Origin of the sequence: Corynebacterium sp. HMSC28B08 (assembly GCF_001806865.1) — a bacterium.
Classification (GTDB): Bacteria; Actinomycetota; Actinomycetes; order Mycobacteriales; family Mycobacteriaceae; genus Corynebacterium; species Corynebacterium auriscanis.
This window is the reverse complement of record NZ_KV786178.1, coordinates 46,655-64,403: the sequence shown is the minus strand read 5'-3', so window position 1 is coordinate 64,403 and position 17,749 is coordinate 46,655. Positions and strand designations below refer to the sequence as shown.

Sequence of the window (17,749 nt, the reverse complement as noted above, 5' to 3'; positions counted from 1 at the left end):
GTTACTCGCCCGCGGCTGAGTGATTAACTGCGGAGCGCAGGGTGTGATTAACTGCGCGGCGCAGGGTCTGATTAACTGCGGGGCGCAGGGTAAACAACGAAGTCACCGGGCAGCATTGCCTCGCCCAAGGATACTTCCCACATCGCGCCGGGGCTAAAGCGCTCCAAGCTCAATCGGCGGTCGCCGGAAGCATTGAAATCGCCGTACTCCATCTGCCCCTGCGGCGGCAGTCCAGTGTTTCCCTCAGAAGTAAAGGAGGCTTGGCCCGCTTCGACCCGCCGATATTGAACCCCTTCTACCTCTAGGTTCGAATGCATATCAAGACTGAGGTCCTTGCGCGTGTTCCACAGGACCAAGTCCAGTTGCCCTTCGTCCATCTCCACACTTAACCACGATGTACCACTGCCACCGTCCAGCATGTGCTCCTGCCACTGGTACGGCCCTTGCTGCAAAGTCAGCGTGCCACGGACGACATAATCTACTCCGCCACGACTAAGCACGGCTCCCGGCCCTAAGCTCTGCGGGCCGTAGGGCTCGGCACCCTGTACTCCCTCGAACGGGTCTCTCCGAGGAGCCATCTCCTGCTGGGCTTGTTGCTTCTTCTTTTGAGAGGATTGGAAGAATGCGTAGATGGCGAACAATACCAATGCGATGGCGATAGCTAGCAACACGTATTTCATATTCACCAATACTAATGTTTTGCCCGCCACATTGTTCGATGAGCACCCGACCGGTCTCCGACCGAACGCAGACGGTGGTTAGCCTTCCGCGGTGCTATTACACTCGGGTTTCATGAGTGAATTCGAAACAGTACAGCCCACGGAAGTCCCCGAAGACGCACAACTGATCGATGTCCGCGAAGCCGACGAATACGCGCAGTGGCACGCCAAGGGCGCTACCAACCTCCCCCTCTCTGAGTTGCAAACACGCTACGGCGAATTGGATCTTGACCGAGATATCTACCTGATTTGCCTGTCCGGGGGGCGTTCTTCACGCGCGGCCCAGTGGTTGGAATTAAACGGAATTGATGCCATCAATGTAGCGAATGGAACCTCGGGCTGGCGCGATGCCGGCCTGCCCATTGAAGACAACCGTTAATCACCCCCTATACCTGCGGGGCGCCCAACCCCAAAGCCGATAGGGACTGCCTGCTGGATGCGCTGACGGGTGAAGGAAGCGTTGCCGGGGGGCGCCCACCGCCAGGTACCCAGAATCTGTGGCGACGGAACTCAGTTGTGAAGCTATCCCCGCCATAGACCCTTTGCTCAGTCATGCACGGATGGCATTCACACCCTGCAGGCAGCGAAGTCATTGAGTTGCTCCGCTCAGTCATGCACGGATGGCATTCAAATAGTGGGCAATGCCCACAATTAGACCTAGCCCATAATAGGTTGTATTATCGCTCCTATGGCTCAATCCGTCGATCTACCTGCAGACCTGCTCTCCTCCCCCTCCTTCCAGCTTGAGCGCCTGCGCCGTCGCACCCGCGAATTCGTGGAAACCGCACTCGCTGATGAGGGTTACAACCTACGTGAATACTGGGTTTTAACCTGCCTTGTTGCAGGGGATGCCGCTAGCCAGGCCACGTTGGGTGAAATCCTTGGCGTGGACCGCTCCGACATGGTCCGTTTGGTGGATTCCTTAGAAAAGCGGAATCTAGCCAAGCGCGTTAAGGACCCCAAGGATCGTCGGCGCCAAATTATCTCCATCACCAAAAAAGGCGTAAAGGCACACGATGCCCTGCGCCCATTAGTCACCAAAGCCGAGGATGCCGCCTTGGATGAGTCCACATCCAAGCAGCTCAAGCACCTCCACAAGCTCGCGCAAGCCATCATTTCCAGCGAAGGTAACTAACCCGCCCCCACGTACAAAGGTTCCACACAGTGAGCATCCCCGCCCGGTACCTCCGTTCACACGAGGCACCGGAGCCTCGCACGTTGATTGACATCATTCGTGCGACGGCTTCGGCATTCCCAGAAGCCCCCGCCATTGACGATGGCCGGGGCGTTGTCACGTATGCAGAACTTCTGCAAGAAATCACCGAAACCGCCCAATGGCTCTATAGCAAGGGCATCCGTCGCGGTGACCGCATCGGCATCCGCATGCCTTCGGGTGACCGCGCCTTGTACATCGCAATCCTGTCCACGATGGCCGCCGGCGCGGCTTATGTCCCCGTTGATGCGGACGACCCCGAAGAGCGCGCTGCGCTCGTATTCGGCGAGGCCCAGGTCCAAGCGATGTACACCGCTGAGGGACTGGTGATGATGAACGCGGTGGCGTCGGAAGAAAAAACCCACGCCAACCCCGCCGAAGCAACGACCTTTAGAGAGGGCGAAACCCCCGAGGATTTTGGCCCCACGCTGGATACAGATGCGTGGATCATCTTTACCTCCGGTTCGACGGGCAAGCCTAAGGGTGTTGCTGTCAGTCATCGCAGCGCCGCGGCATTCGTAGATGCAGAAGCGGAGATGTTCCTGCCCAACGATCCTCTGAACACCGAGGATCGAGTACTGGCGGGGCTGTCAGTGGCTTTCGATGCTTCTTGCGAGGAGATGTGGATCGCATGGCGCAATGGCGCGTGCTTGGTGCCGGCCCCGCGTGCGCTGGTGCGCTCGGGCGTGGACCTAGGCCCGTGGCTGATTTCCCGCGATATCACGGCCGTATCAACAGTGCCTACGCTGGCAGGTCTATGGCCAGACGAGGCCCTAGATGCAGTACGCTTGCTGATCTTCGGCGGTGAAGCCTGCCCTCCGGAGCTGGCCGCGCGGTTGGCTACCGAAACACGCGAGTTGTGGAATACTTACGGCCCTACCGAGGCCACCGTTGTTGCATGTGGCACCACAATGGACGGTGTGAAGCCAGTTTCCATTGGCTTACCTCTGCGCGGGTGGGACCTGGCGGTTGTCACTCCCGAGGGTGAGCCCGTGGCAATGGGCGAGGTCGGCGAGCTCATCATTGGCGGCGTGGGTTTGGCCCGTTACCTGGATCCGGTGAAGGACGCGGAAAAGTTCGCGCCAATGCCCTCCCTCGGTTGGGATCGCGCATACCGCTCCGGCGACCACGTGCGCTTGGAGGAAGACGGCCTATACTTCGTCGGCCGTGTGGATGATCAAGTGAAAATCGGCGGTCGCCGCATTGAGTTGGGCGAAGTGGATGCTGCCCTGACCGCCCTCACCGGTGTGCGCAGCGCTGCCGTGGTCGTCCAAACCACCGGTGCCGGCGATAAAGTGCTGGTGGGCTATGTATCTCCGGAATCTGGGGATGCTTCTACCTTCGATCTCGACGCCGCGGTCGGCGAACTGAGGGAGAACCTCCCGGCTGCTATGGTTCCGCGATTGTGTGCGTTGGATTCTCTGCCAGTGACAACCTCCGGCAAGGTGGATAAAAAGGCTCTACCATGGCCTCTGCCCGCGCGTGGCGATACGGCCGATGCTACCTTTGCAAACCCCATCCAGCGCTGGTTGGCAGATATCTGGTCCAACACCCTGGGAACTACTGTGACCAGCGCGGATGTGGACTTCTTCAACCTCGGTGGCACCTCACTGGGCGCAGCTACGCTCATCGGGCAGGTCCGTGAAGCCGCTCCCACCGTATCTGTTCGCGACCTCTACGACTATTCCCGTCTGGAGGCATTCGCCAACTTCCTGGAGCCGAAGATCTCCAATTCTGCGGCTGTACCGGGGTTCGGTTCCTCTACCGACATGTCCTCCCAGCAACCCCAAGAGCTTGCCAAGCCCGTGGGCGCCGGAACTCGCCTGGCCCAGGCACTCATTCAGATACCGGCGCTGACATTGGCGGGTCTGCGGTGGGTAGCGTGGCTCGCAGTGTTCAACTCCATATTGAGCATCTCCGGGATCAGTGGCTCGCTACCCCAGTTGCAGCCGTGGGTTGTGGATGTGCCATGGTGGCTATCATTGCTGCTCATCATCGTTTTCGCCTCTCCGCTGGGTAACCTGCCACTAAGCGCACTGATCATCCGTGTACTTACGGCCGGAATGACCCCGGGCGATTATCCACGAGGAGGCGCTATGCACATGCGGCTATGGGCCGCCGAGCGCGTGGCGGATACCTCCGGGGCCCGAAATCTATCTGGTGCCACCTGGATCAACAACTATGCCCGCGCATTGGGTGCTTCTGTAGGCGATGGGGTGCAACTGCACACCTTGCCACCAGTAACGGGCTTGTTAACGCTGGGTGATCACTGCAGTATCGAGCAAGAGGTGGACCTGTCCGGATATTGGGTTGAAGGCGATGTGCTGCACATTGGCGACATCACCATCGGCAAGAACGCTTCCGTGGGCGCCCGCTCCACGCTCATGCCCGGCACTCGAATTGCAAAGAATGCACACATCGAAGCCGGTTCGTGCGTGACGGGCAAAAAGAAGGTCAAAGCCGGTTCCTGCTGGGCGGGCTCACCTGCCCAGCGCGTTGGACGCGCTACCCACCGCTTCCCCGAGCATGCACCTCCGCGCCGTCGCCGTTGGGTGGCCGGTTTCGCGGTCACCAGCTTGGCACTGGATGCACTGCCTTTCCTCGCGATCTTTGTGGGCGTGATCGCGGACCTCTTCTTCACCTCGTGGTTTGCCTCAGCTGGTGCGTCTGCTGCCGTGGTTATCACATGGGCTCTAGCCCTTGCAGCACCCGCTGGTTTGGTTGTGTTCAGCACGTACGCGCTGCTCACTTGGTTGGCAGTACGCTTGCTATCCCTACGCATGAAACCCGGTGTGTGGCCGGTGCGTTCGGCCATGGGGTGGCGAGTCTGGACAGTCGGTCGGCTGATGGATTCGGCCCGCACACACCTTTTCCCCATGTACGCCTCGCAGCTAACCCCTTTGTGGTTCCGCTCCTTGGGCGCCAAGATTGGTCGCGACGCCGAAATCTCCACGGCTGTGATGCTCCCCAAGTTCGCCGATGTCCGCGAGGGCGCCTTCTTAGCGGACGACACCATGGTCAGTGGTTACGAAATGGGTGGTGGCGGTTGGTTGCTGGTGGGTCCTACCACTGTGGGCAAACGTTCCTTCTTGGGCAATTCGGGCATTGCTGGTCCGGAGCGCAAACTGAAGAAGAACTCCCTGGTCGCCGTACTGTCCTCCACGCCGAAGAAAGCTAAGGCAGGCACCAACTGGATGGGTTCCCCACCGGAGCGTTTGCGCCGTGTTGAAGTAGAAACCGATGGCGACGACCGTACATACAATCCCACCCGCGGTCTCAAGGCGGCGCGAGGACTCATTGAGACTCTGCGCCTGTTGGCCCCAATGACGTCGGCAGTAATTGCAGGGGCAGTAGTAATTGCCCTGCAGACCGCCTTGACAACCTACGGGCTGCTGGCAGCCGTTCTCGTGAGCGGATTGGTGCTGGTGGGCGCTGGTTTCGTGGCCGCGGTGATGACGATCGCAATGAAGTGGTTGTGTGTGCAACAGATTAAATCTGGCGATCACGTGTTGTGGAGCCGGTTTGTGTGGCTCAATGAGTTGCAGGACCAGTTCGTGGAAACTGTGGCGGGTCCGTGGTTCCTGGCGCACACCATGGGGACCGGCAGCTTGAACATGTTCCTGCGGGCACTGGGCGCGAAAATCGGCCGAGGTGCGTGGATTGATAGTTACTGGTTCCCGGAAGCCGACCTGTGTGAGGTGGGTCCGGGGGCCACGGTAGGCCCGGGATGCGTGGTGCAGACGCACCTGTTCCAGGACCGCGTGATGAGCTTGGACACGGTGACTTTGGGGGCAGGTGCAACTTTGGGACCGCATTCAGTTGCTTTGCCCGCCGCAGTGTTGGGCAACGGCACCTCTGTGGGGCCGGCCTCGCTGGTTATGCGTGGCGATCAGGTGCCCAGCCACACGAGGTGGCAGGGCAACCCGATTGAAATTGTGGGAACTTAGTCGCCGATCTGATCACGACCGCGCTTGACGATCAACGGATCGGGTTCCCCGACCACCTCGTGATCCTTACCTGCGTACTCAAACTTGGAGAGTACGTAGCGCATCGCGTTGATACGAGCGCGCTTCTTGTCGTTGGACTTGATGGTGATCCATGGGGACTCGTTGGTATCCGTGTAACGGAACTGCTCTTCCTTCGCACGGGTGTAATCATCCCACTTATCCAGAGAAGCTAGATCCATGGGCGAGAGCTTCCACTGCCGCACCGGGTCGACCTGGCGGATGGCAAAGCGGGTGCGCTGCTCCTTGCGCGTGACGGAGAACCACAGCTTGGTCAGGGAAATGCCGGATCCCATGATCATGTTCTCTAGCATTGGTACCTCACGCAAGAACTCTGCATGCTGATCGTTGGTGCAAAAGCCCATGACGCGCTCCACGCCAGAGCGGTTGTACCAAGAACGGTCAAAGAAGACGATCTCGCCACCACATGGGAAGTGCTGGATATAGCGCTGAAAGTACCACGAGGTGGATTCACGCTCGGAGGGTTTTTCCAAAGCCACAGTCCGAGCACCACGGGGATTCAGATGCTCGTTGAAACGCTTAATGGTTCCCCCCTTGCCGGCAGCATCGCGACCCTCAAAGAGGATGATGTGCTTTTGGCCCGTGTCCTTGGTCCAGTTTTGCCACTTAAGCAGCTCGATCTGCAGGCTGCGCTTGGTCCGCTCGTACTCCTCACGGCTCATACGCTCTTCATAGGGGTAATCATCCCGCCACGTATCAACCCGATGACCGTCCGGGGTAATGAGGGTTGGGTCGTCCTCGTCAGAATCGTCGACGAGGTATCCCTCGGTAGCAGCTAGGTCGACGATGTGGAAATCGTCCTTGTTATCCTCGGACATCTCGTGTTTCTCCTCAAGCGAAATCAGGGCAAATCATGGGGACTGGGTACTACACACCCGATGCCTCCAGTTTAAACCGCCGGCCTGTTGTTTTCCCGTTGCCACAGAATCATTACTTCAAATGGAGGTAGTGACAGACACAACTGTTGGCAAATGAAAGAAAGACCCTAGCCGAAGCTAGGGTCTTTGGGTTTTGAGCTAGAGCTCAGAGGCGGTGAAATTAAGCCTCAATCTTGGCCCACTTGAAGACAACGCCCAGAGCCTTGAACAGGCCACCGAAGAGGTCGCCCAGGCCTGCGAAGAAGTCACCCAGCTGCTCGATGATATCGATGTTCATTATGGTCTCCTTTAGAGATTCAGAGGCGCCAGCACTTTGTGCCGACTGATTTTCACTTTGCATGACGCCCCTGTTGAGGCCGTCTGGGGAATACAATAAACGATTTCTGTCAGGACACAACAGGTAAAAGCGAAGTTCTGCCCCAGTTCCCCTACAGCCCCTCCACAGTGTGATCCCAGCACGCTATGCCTCTCACAAAACTGCCTGACAGAACCGCAGGTTAGGTGCCATTTTTCCCGAGTTGTAGATTGCGGTTCAATAACGCAGCGACCACTGAGAATAGCTTTAGATTTTTTTCACAATCAGCGTGAATTACCCCAAAAAAGGGGGTTAGATCACCACTGGATATCACATAGAGTGCGCAGTTCAGCGTGAGTTTCCACCCTCTTACACGAGCGCCCACTTCGCCGCCTTAACGCCGGTTATTTTGCATGAAAACGTCATGCACAATGCCCGCGTTACCCCCGCAAAATTTATTAATTTTTAATTAAACTGCAATTCACTTCACCGCCATTTAACACGGAAAGCGCAATACCAAATTAACCCGCGGCCAGCCGATCCCCTAAGGATCAACCAACCGCGGGTTAGCGCGGGGCGTCGGACTAAAAAGAAGAACGACGTCCGCTAGCAGTAACAGCTAGGCGCTTAGAAGCCGCCCATACCGCCCATCTCGTCGCCGCCTGGCATAGCCGGCGCTTCTGGCTCTGGCTTGTCAGCCACAACGGCCTCGGTAGTGAGGAACAGCGCAGCGATGGAGGACGCGTTCTGCAGAGCGGAACGGGTCACCTTCACTGGGTCGGAGATGCCAGCGCCCAGCAGGTCCACGTACTCGCCGGTAGCGGCGTTCAGACCCTGGCCAGCCGGCAGGTTCTCCACCTTGTCCACAACCACTCCTGGCTCGAAGCCTGCGTTGTGAGCGATCTGCTTGAGCGGGGAGGACAGGGCAGCCCGAACGATCTGCACACCGGTTGCCTCGTCGCCCTCAAGGCCCAAGTTGTCATCCAGAACGGATGCAGCCTGCAGCAGCGCAGCACCACCGCCGGCAACGATGCCCTCTTCTGCGGCTGCCTTGGCGTTACGCACAGCGTCCTCGATGCGGTGCTTGCGTTCCTTCAGCTCAACCTCGGTAGCAGCACCAACCTGCAGGACAGCTACGCCACCGGAAAGCTTCGCTAGGCGCTCTTGGAGCTTCTCACGGTCGTAGTCGGAATCAGCGTTCTCGATCTCCTGGCGGATCTGCTTGATACGACCCTCCAGTTGCTCCTTAGAGCCGGCGCCGTCAACAATGGTGGTGTCATCCTTCGTGACAACAACCTTGCGCGCGGTACCCAGCAGTGGCAGGTCCGCGGTCTCTAGGGACAGACCAACCTCCTCGGCGATGACCTGGCCGCCGGTCAGGATAGCGATGTCCTGCAGCTGAGCCTTACGGCGATCGCCGAAGCCCGGAGCCTTGACGGCAACGGACTTGAAAGTGCCGCGAATCTTGTTCACAACGAGGGTGGACAGGGCCTCACCCTCGATGTCCTCAGCCACGATCAGCAGTGGCTTGCCGGACTGCATGACCTTCTCCAGTAGTGGCAGCAGGTCCTTGACGTTGGAGATCTTGGAGCTGACCAGCAGGATGTATGGATCCTCAAGCACAGCCTCGCCACGCTCCATATCGGTAGCGAAGTAACCGGAGATGTAGCCCTTGTCGAAGCGCATACCCTCGGTGACGTTCAGGGTCACACCAAAAGCATTGGACTCCTCGACGGTGATCACACCGTCCTTGTTGAGCTGACCATCGCCTACCTTGTACATTGCCTCGGCGATGAGCTTGCCGATTTCCTCATCGGCAGCGGAAATGCCAGCGGTGGAAGCGATCTGCTCCTGGGTCTCGATCTCCTTAGCAGTGCTCAGCAGCTGCTCGGTGACCTTATCCACTCCAGCCTGGATGCCACGCTTGATGCCCATGGGGTTGGAGCCCGCAGCTACGTTGCGCAGACCTTCGCGCACCAGCGCCTGAGCCAGCACGGTTGCCGTGGTGGTGCCGTCGCCTGCGACATCGTCGGTCTTCTTGGCAACTTCCTTGACCAGCTCTGCGCCGATCTTCTCGTATGGGTCTTCCAGCTCGATCTCACGGGCAATGGTTACACCATCGTTGGTGATGGTTGGGGCGCCCCACTTGCGCTCCAGAACTACGTTGCGGCCCTTCGGACCGAGGGTTACCTTTACCGCGTCTGCCAGGGTGTTCAGACCCTTTTCCAGACCACGACGGGCTTCTTCGTCGAATGCAATCATCTTAGCCATATGGCTTCGATCCTCCATGTAGAGTTACGCGACACGTGCGGTTCAAATCCAGCGCCCGCGACGGCACGGGTGAAGATGTGTCGCCATCTTCGCCCTCACTGCATCTGATCGTTTCTTTTGTCGATGTTTTCGCTTGTGGCCGCCCGCGCCCTGGGGTTGTCAAAACGTGGACTGCCACTGTTTTCATCTGGCACTCGATTGAGCTAAGTGCTAAACCCGTTTTTAGCACTCGGTTACGGTGAGTGCAAGATTTATTGGGTCGACGCCTTCCTCGCCCAATCCCCCACCATTTCCCATGGGGTAATCGTAGTGGTAGGGGATGGGCTGGGAATGGGATCCGACCGCGAGCGCTGTCCGAACAGTTATGCGAGTGCAGTCCGAACAGTTATGCGCGTGCAGTCCGAACAGTTAACTGCCGAGCCGGAGTCAACCGCCAGCGCAATACGGCCTGATCGCGCGGCCGAACCGGAACCGGCCGCGAGCGCTGTCTGAAGTGATGGCTACAGTGGTTTACATGACTAATAACGCTTCAGCAAGCAACCAAAAGTTCACCGCGGAGGCCCTTCGACCGCTCATCGCGGATCAGATGGACTTCGTGAAAGAAGCCCTCACCGAACTGGTCGCATTCCAGTCCGTCCACAGCGTGCCGGGACTGGAAGCCCACAATGCCAATGCCGCGCAGTGGGTTATTGATGCCTACCGCAAAGCGGGCATCGATGTAGAAGGCCACGATACAACCGATGGTGCCGTGGCGGTTATCGGCGTGCGCGAAGCGGCCGAGGGCTACCCCACCGTACTGCTGTATTCACACTATGACGTGCAGCCTGCCGGTGACGTTTCCGAATGGACAAACGATCCTTGGACCCTGACTGAACGCGATGGCCGGTGGTACGGTCGCGGCACCGCGGACTGCAAGGGGCACGTGGTGTTGCACCTGGCCGTGTTGCGAGCCATGGACAAACTCATCGAACAGGGCCACGAAGAGCTGAAGAACATCGGCATTCGCATCGTGGTGGAGGGTTCCGAAGAGCGCGGTGGTTATGGCCTCGAGGATCTTCTGGAATCCAACCCAGAACTATTCAAGGCGGACACCTTTATGATTGCCGATTCCGGCAACGATGCTATTGGTGTGCCCAGCATCTGCACCGCGCTGCGCGGTTCCGCACCCGTGACCGTGAGTGTTCGTACGATTGAGCAACCCATGCACTCCGGCCAATTCGGTGGTGCTGCCCCCGATGCCCTGCTGGAGCTCATCAAGCTTTTGGGCACCCTGCACGATGACAATGGCCTGGTGGCAGTGAAGGGGCTGGAGCCCTCTGTACATTGGGAGGGCGTGGGCCCAGATGAGGCCACGTTCGCTAAGAATGCCGGTGTAATGGACGGCGCCAAGGTGATCGGCACGGAGCAGGGCTTCAAGCCCAATGATCTAACCGTCATGAACCCCTCGCTCACCGTCACGGGCCTGGACAGCCTGTCGGTGGATGACGCGATTAATGCGGTACCCGGTTACGCCGCCGCGGTTGTCAGCCTGCGCGTGCCTCCAGGGCGCGAGCCACAGGAATGCCAGCAACTGCTGATCGACCACCTGAAGTCTCAAAAGGTCAACGGCACCGTGGAAATCGAAAGCAACTCCATGGCCGAGGCGTTCAGTGCCGATACCTCCGGCCCTGCCCTGCAGGAGCTTTCCCTCGCTTTGAGCGATGTCTACGGTCAGCAGACCGTGGAGATCGGTTCCGGTGGATCCATTCCTCTGACCAACAAGCTGCTGTCCAAGTACCCGGAATCCGAATTAGCTCTGTACGGCATTGAGGAGCCCAGTTGCCGTATTCACTCGGCAGACGAATCCGTCGCACCATCAGAGATTGAGGCGATCGCTACTGCAGAGCTACTTTTCTTAGCTCGCAGTGCAGCGAAGTCGGACAAGTAGAGGGTGCCGGATAAAACGGGATGAGAATAGAAAAATGTAGGAAGAAAGCTTTGTTCTTCTAGGCCAAAGTCGAGTTGAAGGAAGAGTGCCCGTAGTCGAAACCCTCGTCAAAAGAGGTGCCCAATACATTTCTGCGACCCAGCTCCACAGTGGCAGCGCGTTAGCACCGAAAACACCTGCGGATTACTACGCCACTCCTTCCCCAAAGGAACTAACCCGAGAGTTCACACCGAACACAACCTTGAACTCGTGGCAACGCAGCTTAACCAGCACCCCCGCTAGCCACTCGACTTCCACCCCCCAGCAGAACGATTGGCCGCCCTGCTAGGACTATTAAAGAACTAAGGCATGTCTCCACGACCGCTGGAATCCACCCCAGTGCCTCATTAGCCGGGGGAACAGTGAAGTTCTTGTCCCCTACCAACAAAAAGCTATTGACAATCATCCCAACTTCACTTAGCGTCCAAGTAGTAACGCTAGCAGACGCAAAGAGAGGACCCTATGTTCCCCCCCCTACTTAAAAGGCAATTAGCCTCCGCCACATTCATAAGTCTTACTATTGCGACGATAGCAGCTTCTATGAACGTTGCTTCCGCAAAAGCAGCTCCAGTGAAAGAAATCTCGATTTCCACAAACGATTCAACTCGAATTCCAGAGCCCACCCCTGAGGAATTGAATCAGATCGAGAAAAGAATCAACGACCCAGATCTTGTAGAAAAGCTTAGACAGAGCAACCCAAACGATCACCAAGTCACAACTTACGGAGCTAAGAGCTGGCTAGCAAAACAAGCAGTAAAGGGAATGAAATGGGCCCTAGAAAAAATGGGCAAAGAGCGCTTCGAAAAAGCTGTAAAGTTTGCGGGCCCTCCAACTGCATACATCACATTTGATAAAACTTGGAAAGCGCTCGATATAGCTATAGGGATCGACGGAGAAATTGGAGTAAGAGTCAAAGAAGGTTTCAAACGAATTGGCATGAGCGACCGAGCGGCCGGAATTGCTCAACGCATAGTTACAACGATCCTACTTTAAAGATCTCATGAAACTGAACTTCTTGTATATCATCGCAGGGCTACTACTATCACTTGTCGCTGTCTACTTCATAAGCCACGGCTCAGACGGCGTACTGATCATCCCTGTGCTCCTCGCTGCCGGATGCTTCAGTGCCTACCTAGTCGGGAAGCGAACGTACGGATCATCTTCCGTGAAGCATATTATCCTCCCCCTATTTCCCTTTGCTATCGCCACCGTCATAGGCAGTTTCGCATGGAAGCTACTGATGGGATAGCTTTCCCTGTCCCCCGTTCTCCCTTTAGCGAGAACGGGGCGTTTGCACTGGATGTAACTAAGTCGCTCCACTATTCCATTTTGGTCATGTGGCCCCGCGCGCGTGAGGCCCGCAGCAACGAGGGCGTGCGCCGTGGTGCGGAGGAATCGTGGGCGCCGTGCGCGTGAGGCCCGCAGCCTGCGGCAGTGAAGAGGCCGGCGAGTGCGCAGTGGGTCCCACGTGAACGTGGGGCTCGCCTCTTACAGAGCGATAAGCAAAGCCATTGGGCAAGTCTTAAGCATCCGAGATGTATCACAGCGAGCGTTTCACCGGGACCAAGGGATTCCACCTGCTCACCCAAGCCATGGTATCCGTGAACCATCTAACCAGCCCGTTCCCGTATAGCAAGATGAATAATCCCCCCAAATGGGAAACCTCGGGGACGAGGAGTTGCCGTTGTTGGGCAGCCCCACTAAATTCTTATGACATGAGCCACATTCTTATGCGAGTACCCAACCCGGGTGGAGGCGCGGACTGACCCCTCCACTACGGGGTTACAGCACATCGCATAAGCGTCGGTCCACGACAGGCACACAAAACCACAGTTAGGACCGATGAGAACAATGTCGAGCAACTCTTCCCACACCGAATCTCGGTACACGATCAGCACTGCAGAACATGGCTACGCAGTCGATGCACCAGATTCGATGTTTGGGGAATCAGAGGAAAACATGCGCACCACCACGATGATCCGGTTCGCCCGTCCCGAAACCGCCGGGCGCCCCACCTACTCCACCATCCCTGCGGCACGTCGTTCCACGGCGAAAACGTTCGTCAAGGCGGAGAGCACCCGCATTGAAAAGCGCCGCCAGCGCACCCGCACGTTTGCCGAGGATCCATTCCGCGCTAGGTTCGGCGTGCGCCTACCCAAAGGCATGCGAGAAGAAGCACGTGGCATGGAGTGGAAGCAGTTCATCCAAACCTATGCTCCATCAGATGTGCGCGTAGAATTCCTGCGCTCCCAGTCCCTGCGCGCAGGCAAGCACGAATACCACATGTCGATGGCTGGGCTCCGCGCCGATGGACAAGGAACGGTTGTGGACATCACCGCGATGGGCGCCTGCAGTGCAGTATCCGAAGTTCTGGCCGATCACGCAATGCCCGTAGAGATCCTGGAATTCCACCAGTTCGAGATCTTCGAGGCCACCGTGACCTTCATCTACACCGTGCACAAATCGCACCGCGCATGGGCAGTGGGATTCGGGTCCAACCCCGACCTGTCTATTGCAAACGCACTGTGCGCGGCAGCTGGGCGCCTGCACCGGGCTTAACGAGGGACCTGGCCAAAAGGGAATACGCACCATTCCTCGCGCAGGGTTTGATTATGCCCGAGCTTCCCTGCGCAAGGTTTCAACCGTCAGGTCCACCGCAGCCTTCCAGCTTTCCGGTTGCGTAAAGCCCTGCTCGGCCCCATGATCACCGCGGGTGCGCACCCCCGGTTCTAGGGCCGCCCCCGCCTCGCGCGCGGCCGCCCGCTGCAAGGCATAATCACCGCCTTCGGAAATAATCCGTTCCACTCCCCCGAGTTCCCGCAGGCATCCGAGTTCCTCGGCCAACGGTGTAAGGACCTCCACCCACCGGCGCAGCGCATCGGTGACCAGTGCCTCGTTGGTTTCGCGGTCGAGGATGATGAGGGCGTCGAGACCATAACGAGCCGCCCGCCACTTGTTTTCCGCAACATGCCACTGCTGCAGCGAGGGCAAGGAACGGCCGGCGGCAAGCTCGCGTTCGAAGTACACGACCAGCGCATGAACGTACGCGGCCACCGCAGCCACCTTCCACGGCGCCATCGTGGCATCGGCGAACCGGATTTCCACAGTCCCGTACTTTGTGGGCCGCACGTCGAAGTGCATGGAACCCGTGTGGTTAATCACCCCGGAACGGTCCTGATCCAGGTTGAACTGCTCCCACTCTTCCCACGCACCGAATTGGTATGGCATCCCCGCGGTGGGCAGTTGCTGATACAGCAACGTGCGGTTGGAAGCGTAACCGGTATCTAGGCCATTCCACGCAGGAGAGCTAGCCGACAGGGCCAAGACATGCGGGTAGTGCGTCATCAAAGCATTAATGATCGGCCACACATAATCCCGCTTACTCACACCAACGTGAACGTGAATTCCCCAGATCAGCATCTGGCGACCCCAGTACTGAGTGCGTTCAATGATTTCGCGGTACGACCCCTTTTCCGAGAGCTGCTGGTCCCCCCAATCCGCGAAAGGGTGGGTACCGGCAGAGAAAATCTCCACACCCAAGTCGTCCGCGCAGTCCAGCAACTGCCGCAGCTGCGTGGTTATATCCTCCATCGCCTGCGGCACCGTGTGGTGGATCCCGGAGACCATTTCCACCGTGTTCGCCAAAAATTCACGGGTCACCGAATGGCCCGGGTAACGCTCGTCCATCCGCTCCAGCATCTCTTCGGCGCGCGGGACTAGGTCGCGGGTTTCAGGGTCGACCAGCGCGACCTCCCACTCAATTCCGAGTGTGGGCTGCGAACCAGGAAAATCCATGTTGTGCTCCTTAACGGGGCAGAGAGTCTTCTTGGGGGTCGCAACGTGGGGCGAACAACAGCTTTTGCTTGTGGGCAACCGTCAACTCCGGTGACAGTCGCTGGTGGGGACCGCAACAGGAGTGCGCCTCATTTTCACTATCCGTAGGACTCTGGGGGCAATCAGCTCATTTTAACGTGGCATGTCATTGGTGGTCACAACTACCACCGCGGCGGGGGCACCGCCCTCCAGCATCTTTGCACCGCGCAAAGTATCGTCGATCCGCCCATCGCGCTGCTGCGCTTTCACACCCAAGTCACGCGCGATTTGCTCGGCGGCCGCGCGGGCATTGGGGTTATTGCCGGGGTACAGCACCACGGAGTTCGGGAATGTGCCACTGGTATCCGCCAGGTTGCCGTACCCGGTCTTCGCCCACTGCTTGCCCTTGAGCTTGTTTGCCGTATCGCCCGCCAGCCCTTGGATTGGGGAGTTGTTCAAAACGGTGACGTATTCGTTTTCTTTATTAACGACGCCCTGCGCTTCCCCGCCCCCTACTGCACCTGGGGCACCCGCTGCGTTCGGGTCACGTTCAGCGGGGTCGCCTGGGGCAGGTTTGTTGGGATCATTCGGGTTGCCTGGCTTGTTTGGGTCCTGCGAGTTCTTGTCACCCTCGCCATTGCCATCGGCATTCTGCCCATCCTGGTTGAGATCACCGGGTTTCGCTTGGCCCGGTTGTCCCGCGGGATCGGCCTGCTGTGGCTGCCCATTGTTTTCCGCTGTTTGATTTTGGGCCGTGTTCTTCGCGTCATCGTTGTCACCGAACAGGGAGTATGCACCCCAGCCGACCAACAGAACACCGACGGCTAGCAGGATCATCGCCAGACCGCGCAAAGGTGGGCCTTGCTTGTCTGGTTCTACCGCGGTGCTGCCAGAGCGATCCGTGGTGCGGGAATGCTTAGCTGCTGCACGCTCGGCGCCCATCGCGCCTTCAGCATCGGCGTACCCTGCGGATCCTGTATGCCCTGCGGTGTCTGCAGCTTCTGCAGCACCCGCAGCACCTGTTACACCGGCCGCTCCAGCTGTGCCAGCTACTGGCGCTTCGCGTCGCCAAGATTTCGCGCGCGGGCCCGTACCGGCGACACGATCGCGTGCGGGATCGGTCACCGTTGATTCGCGGTCATCGATGAATTCATGATCGGTCGAGTCGTCATCGACGAGGTTAAATTCATCATCGAATTCGGGCTCGTGGCGGGCATGGCGAGGACGGTTTACATCAGTCACAGCCCCAATATTAACTTCCGTCACATTAATAACAAGTGTGACACGGGGGGCGCATGGGGAGAATCTGGCTAAAGCCAAACCCTAAGGGAACGGGCAACGCCGAAGCTACGATGAAAGGGCGGTGGTTATGCTCAGAACCCCGCCACCTCGCTAGGAGGAACCGTAGGCGGTTTGACCGTCGCGGCGTCGGAGTAAAGTGCGCACGAGAATCGGATCGTAATCCAAAGCTTCAGGCCGATCGATCAACGCGCTGAGTCGGCGAAAGTAAATGGTGGGGCTAATGCCGAACTCGCGACGGATGACCTCATTTTTTACGCGCCGATCGCGCCACCATTTTTTCTCGAAATCGAGCATGGCTCTTTCGTCATCGGTCAGTTCATCATTGAACCGTTGATTAGCAGCCGGTTTATCATCGGCAGGTTCATCCTCACCCAGCATTCTTGTTATTGTGCCGAAGGGGTGGCAGAAGGCGCAATTGAGTTCGAGTATGCGGTCGTTCGCGCACCTGGCCGTTCGGAGCCTAGCCGTTCGCGCACCTGGCCATTCGGAGCCTAGCCGTTCATCATCACAGCCAAAAGGTCCCACACAATGCCCAGACAGCGAGGACTGTCAGGAATGTTGTCGCAGGCAACTCGTAGAATCAATCCCATGACAATCATGCCCATCGTTATTGCCGGTGACCCAGTCCTGCACAACCCCACCACACCTGTAGACATCACGGAGGGCCAAGCACCCTCGGCAGAGATTTCCCAACTCATCAACGACATGTACGAAACGATGGACCGCGCCCACGGCGTGGGCCTCGCCGCCAACCAAGTGGGAGTACACCTGCGGCTGTTCGTTTACAACTGCCCCGATATCGAAGGGCCCGAAGGGGAACGCCTCACCGAAGCCCAGGTTGAAGCCAATGGAGGCCCAATGCGCCGGGGTTGTGTGATCAACCCAACCCTGGAGACCTCCGAGATCCCGAAGACCATGCCCCATGAAGACGATGACGAAGAAGGCTGTCTGTCCGTACCTGGCTACTCTTTCCCCACTGGTCGCGCCGATTGGGCTCGAGTAACCGGGTTGGATGAGAACGGCCAACCCGTATCAGTAGAAGGATACGGATTTTTCGCACGGTGCCTGCAGCATGAGGTCGGCCACCTCGATGGGTTCCTCTACACCGACGTGCTGCTCGGCCGGAACAAGCGGGCAGCCAAAAGGGCCTTCAAGGCCGAAAAGTGGAATGTCGCAGGAAATACCTGGCTACCAGGGACGGACCCGGATCCTTTCGGCCACGACGATCTGGATGAAGACGGCATCACTGCCGAATAACCCCCCTGCC

The 17,749-nt window shown here is 58.2% G+C and carries 14 protein-coding genes; 7 read left to right on the top strand and 7 right to left on the bottom strand.

Annotated features, from left to right (window positions below; translation table 11 throughout):
- Positions 1–71: 71 nt before the first annotated feature.
- Positions 72–680 carry a DUF4178 domain-containing protein gene (locus HMPREF3098_RS08960; protein WP_210385968.1) on the bottom strand — a complete coding sequence of 203 codons (609 nt, stop codon included), beginning with the start codon at positions 678–680 and terminating at the stop codon, positions 72–74.
- 112 nt (positions 681–792) lie between these two features.
- On the opposite strand from HMPREF3098_RS08960, the gene HMPREF3098_RS08955 reads away from it, so the two are divergent.
- From HMPREF3098_RS08955 to HMPREF3098_RS08945, 3 genes are all read left to right on the top strand, one after another.
- Entirely contained in the window at positions 793–1,098 is a 306-nt protein-coding gene (locus tag HMPREF3098_RS08955; protein WP_070434848.1) for a rhodanese-like domain-containing protein, read from the top strand.
- 309 nt (positions 1,099–1,407) lie between these two features.
- Complete coding sequence (locus tag HMPREF3098_RS08950; protein ID WP_035114593.1) at positions 1,408–1,854, top strand: MarR family winged helix-turn-helix transcriptional regulator; 447 nt, start codon at positions 1,408–1,410, stop codon at positions 1,852–1,854.
- A 29-nt stretch (positions 1,855–1,883) separates the two neighbouring features.
- Positions 1,884–5,879: a Pls/PosA family non-ribosomal peptide synthetase gene (locus tag HMPREF3098_RS08945; protein WP_070434847.1), complete on the top strand. Its 3,996-nt coding sequence runs from the start codon at positions 1,884–1,886 to the stop codon at positions 5,877–5,879.
- On the opposite strand, the gene ppk2 is transcribed toward HMPREF3098_RS08945, so the two are convergent.
- The 3 genes from ppk2 to groL all read right to left on the bottom strand — a co-directional run bounded on the left by ppk2 (position 5,876) and on the right by groL (position 9,401).
- Positions 5,876–6,775, bottom strand: a complete 900-nt coding sequence (gene ppk2 / locus HMPREF3098_RS08940; RefSeq protein WP_035114595.1) for a polyphosphate kinase 2 — start codon at positions 6,773–6,775, stop codon at positions 5,876–5,878. The genes HMPREF3098_RS08945 and ppk2 overlap by 4 nt on opposite strands.
- Before the next feature lie 220 nt (positions 6,776–6,995).
- Positions 6,996–7,112, bottom strand: a complete 117-nt coding sequence (locus HMPREF3098_RS11570; RefSeq protein WP_168156013.1) for a PorACj family cell wall channel-forming small protein — start codon at positions 7,110–7,112, stop codon at positions 6,996–6,998.
- Positions 7,113–7,757: 645 nt separating this feature from the next.
- Positions 7,758–9,401: a chaperonin GroEL gene (groL, locus tag HMPREF3098_RS08935; protein ID WP_035114597.1), complete on the bottom strand. Its 1,644-nt coding sequence runs from the start codon at positions 9,399–9,401 to the stop codon at positions 7,758–7,760.
- Between the two features lie 514 nt (positions 9,402–9,915).
- Between groL and HMPREF3098_RS08930 the strand changes: the two genes are divergently transcribed.
- The 3 genes from HMPREF3098_RS08930 (at position 9,916) to HMPREF3098_RS08915 (ending at position 13,926) form a co-directional block, all read left to right on the top strand.
- Positions 9,916–11,328: a dipeptidase gene (locus tag HMPREF3098_RS08930; RefSeq protein WP_070434935.1), complete on the top strand. Its 1,413-nt coding sequence runs from the start codon at positions 9,916–9,918 to the stop codon at positions 11,326–11,328.
- A gap of 579 nt (positions 11,329–11,907) precedes the next feature.
- Entirely contained in the window at positions 11,908–12,360 is a 453-nt protein-coding gene (locus HMPREF3098_RS08925; protein WP_141739733.1) for a hypothetical protein, read from the top strand.
- Positions 12,361–13,218: 858 nt separating this feature from the next.
- The gene (locus HMPREF3098_RS08915) at positions 13,219–13,926 is read left to right on the top strand and encodes a hypothetical protein (protein WP_246815912.1); all 708 of its coding nucleotides are present in this window, start codon (positions 13,219–13,221) and stop codon (positions 13,924–13,926) included.
- A 51-nt stretch (positions 13,927–13,977) separates the two neighbouring features.
- Here HMPREF3098_RS08915 and HMPREF3098_RS08910 read toward each other — a convergent pair whose 3' ends face one another.
- The 3 genes from HMPREF3098_RS08910 to HMPREF3098_RS08900 form a co-directional block, all read right to left on the bottom strand.
- Positions 13,978–15,162 (bottom strand): glutamate--cysteine ligase, encoded by a 1,185-nt coding sequence (locus HMPREF3098_RS08910; protein WP_070434844.1) that lies wholly within the window; start codon positions 15,160–15,162, stop codon positions 13,978–13,980.
- Positions 15,163–15,333: 171 nt separating this feature from the next.
- Positions 15,334–16,422, bottom strand: coding sequence for a LytR C-terminal domain-containing protein (locus tag HMPREF3098_RS11995; protein WP_282939271.1), 1,089 nt, complete (start codon positions 16,420–16,422; stop codon positions 15,334–15,336).
- Between the two features lie 150 nt (positions 16,423–16,572).
- Positions 16,573–16,860: a DUF3263 domain-containing protein gene (locus tag HMPREF3098_RS08900; RefSeq protein WP_083284397.1), complete on the bottom strand. Its 288-nt coding sequence runs from the start codon at positions 16,858–16,860 to the stop codon at positions 16,573–16,575.
- A 210-nt stretch (positions 16,861–17,070) separates the two neighbouring features.
- Between HMPREF3098_RS08900 and HMPREF3098_RS08895 the strand changes: the two genes are divergently transcribed.
- Positions 17,071–17,739: a peptide deformylase gene (locus HMPREF3098_RS08895; RefSeq protein ID WP_070434843.1), complete on the top strand. Its 669-nt coding sequence runs from the start codon at positions 17,071–17,073 to the stop codon at positions 17,737–17,739.
- Positions 17,740–17,749 lie beyond the last annotated feature (10 nt).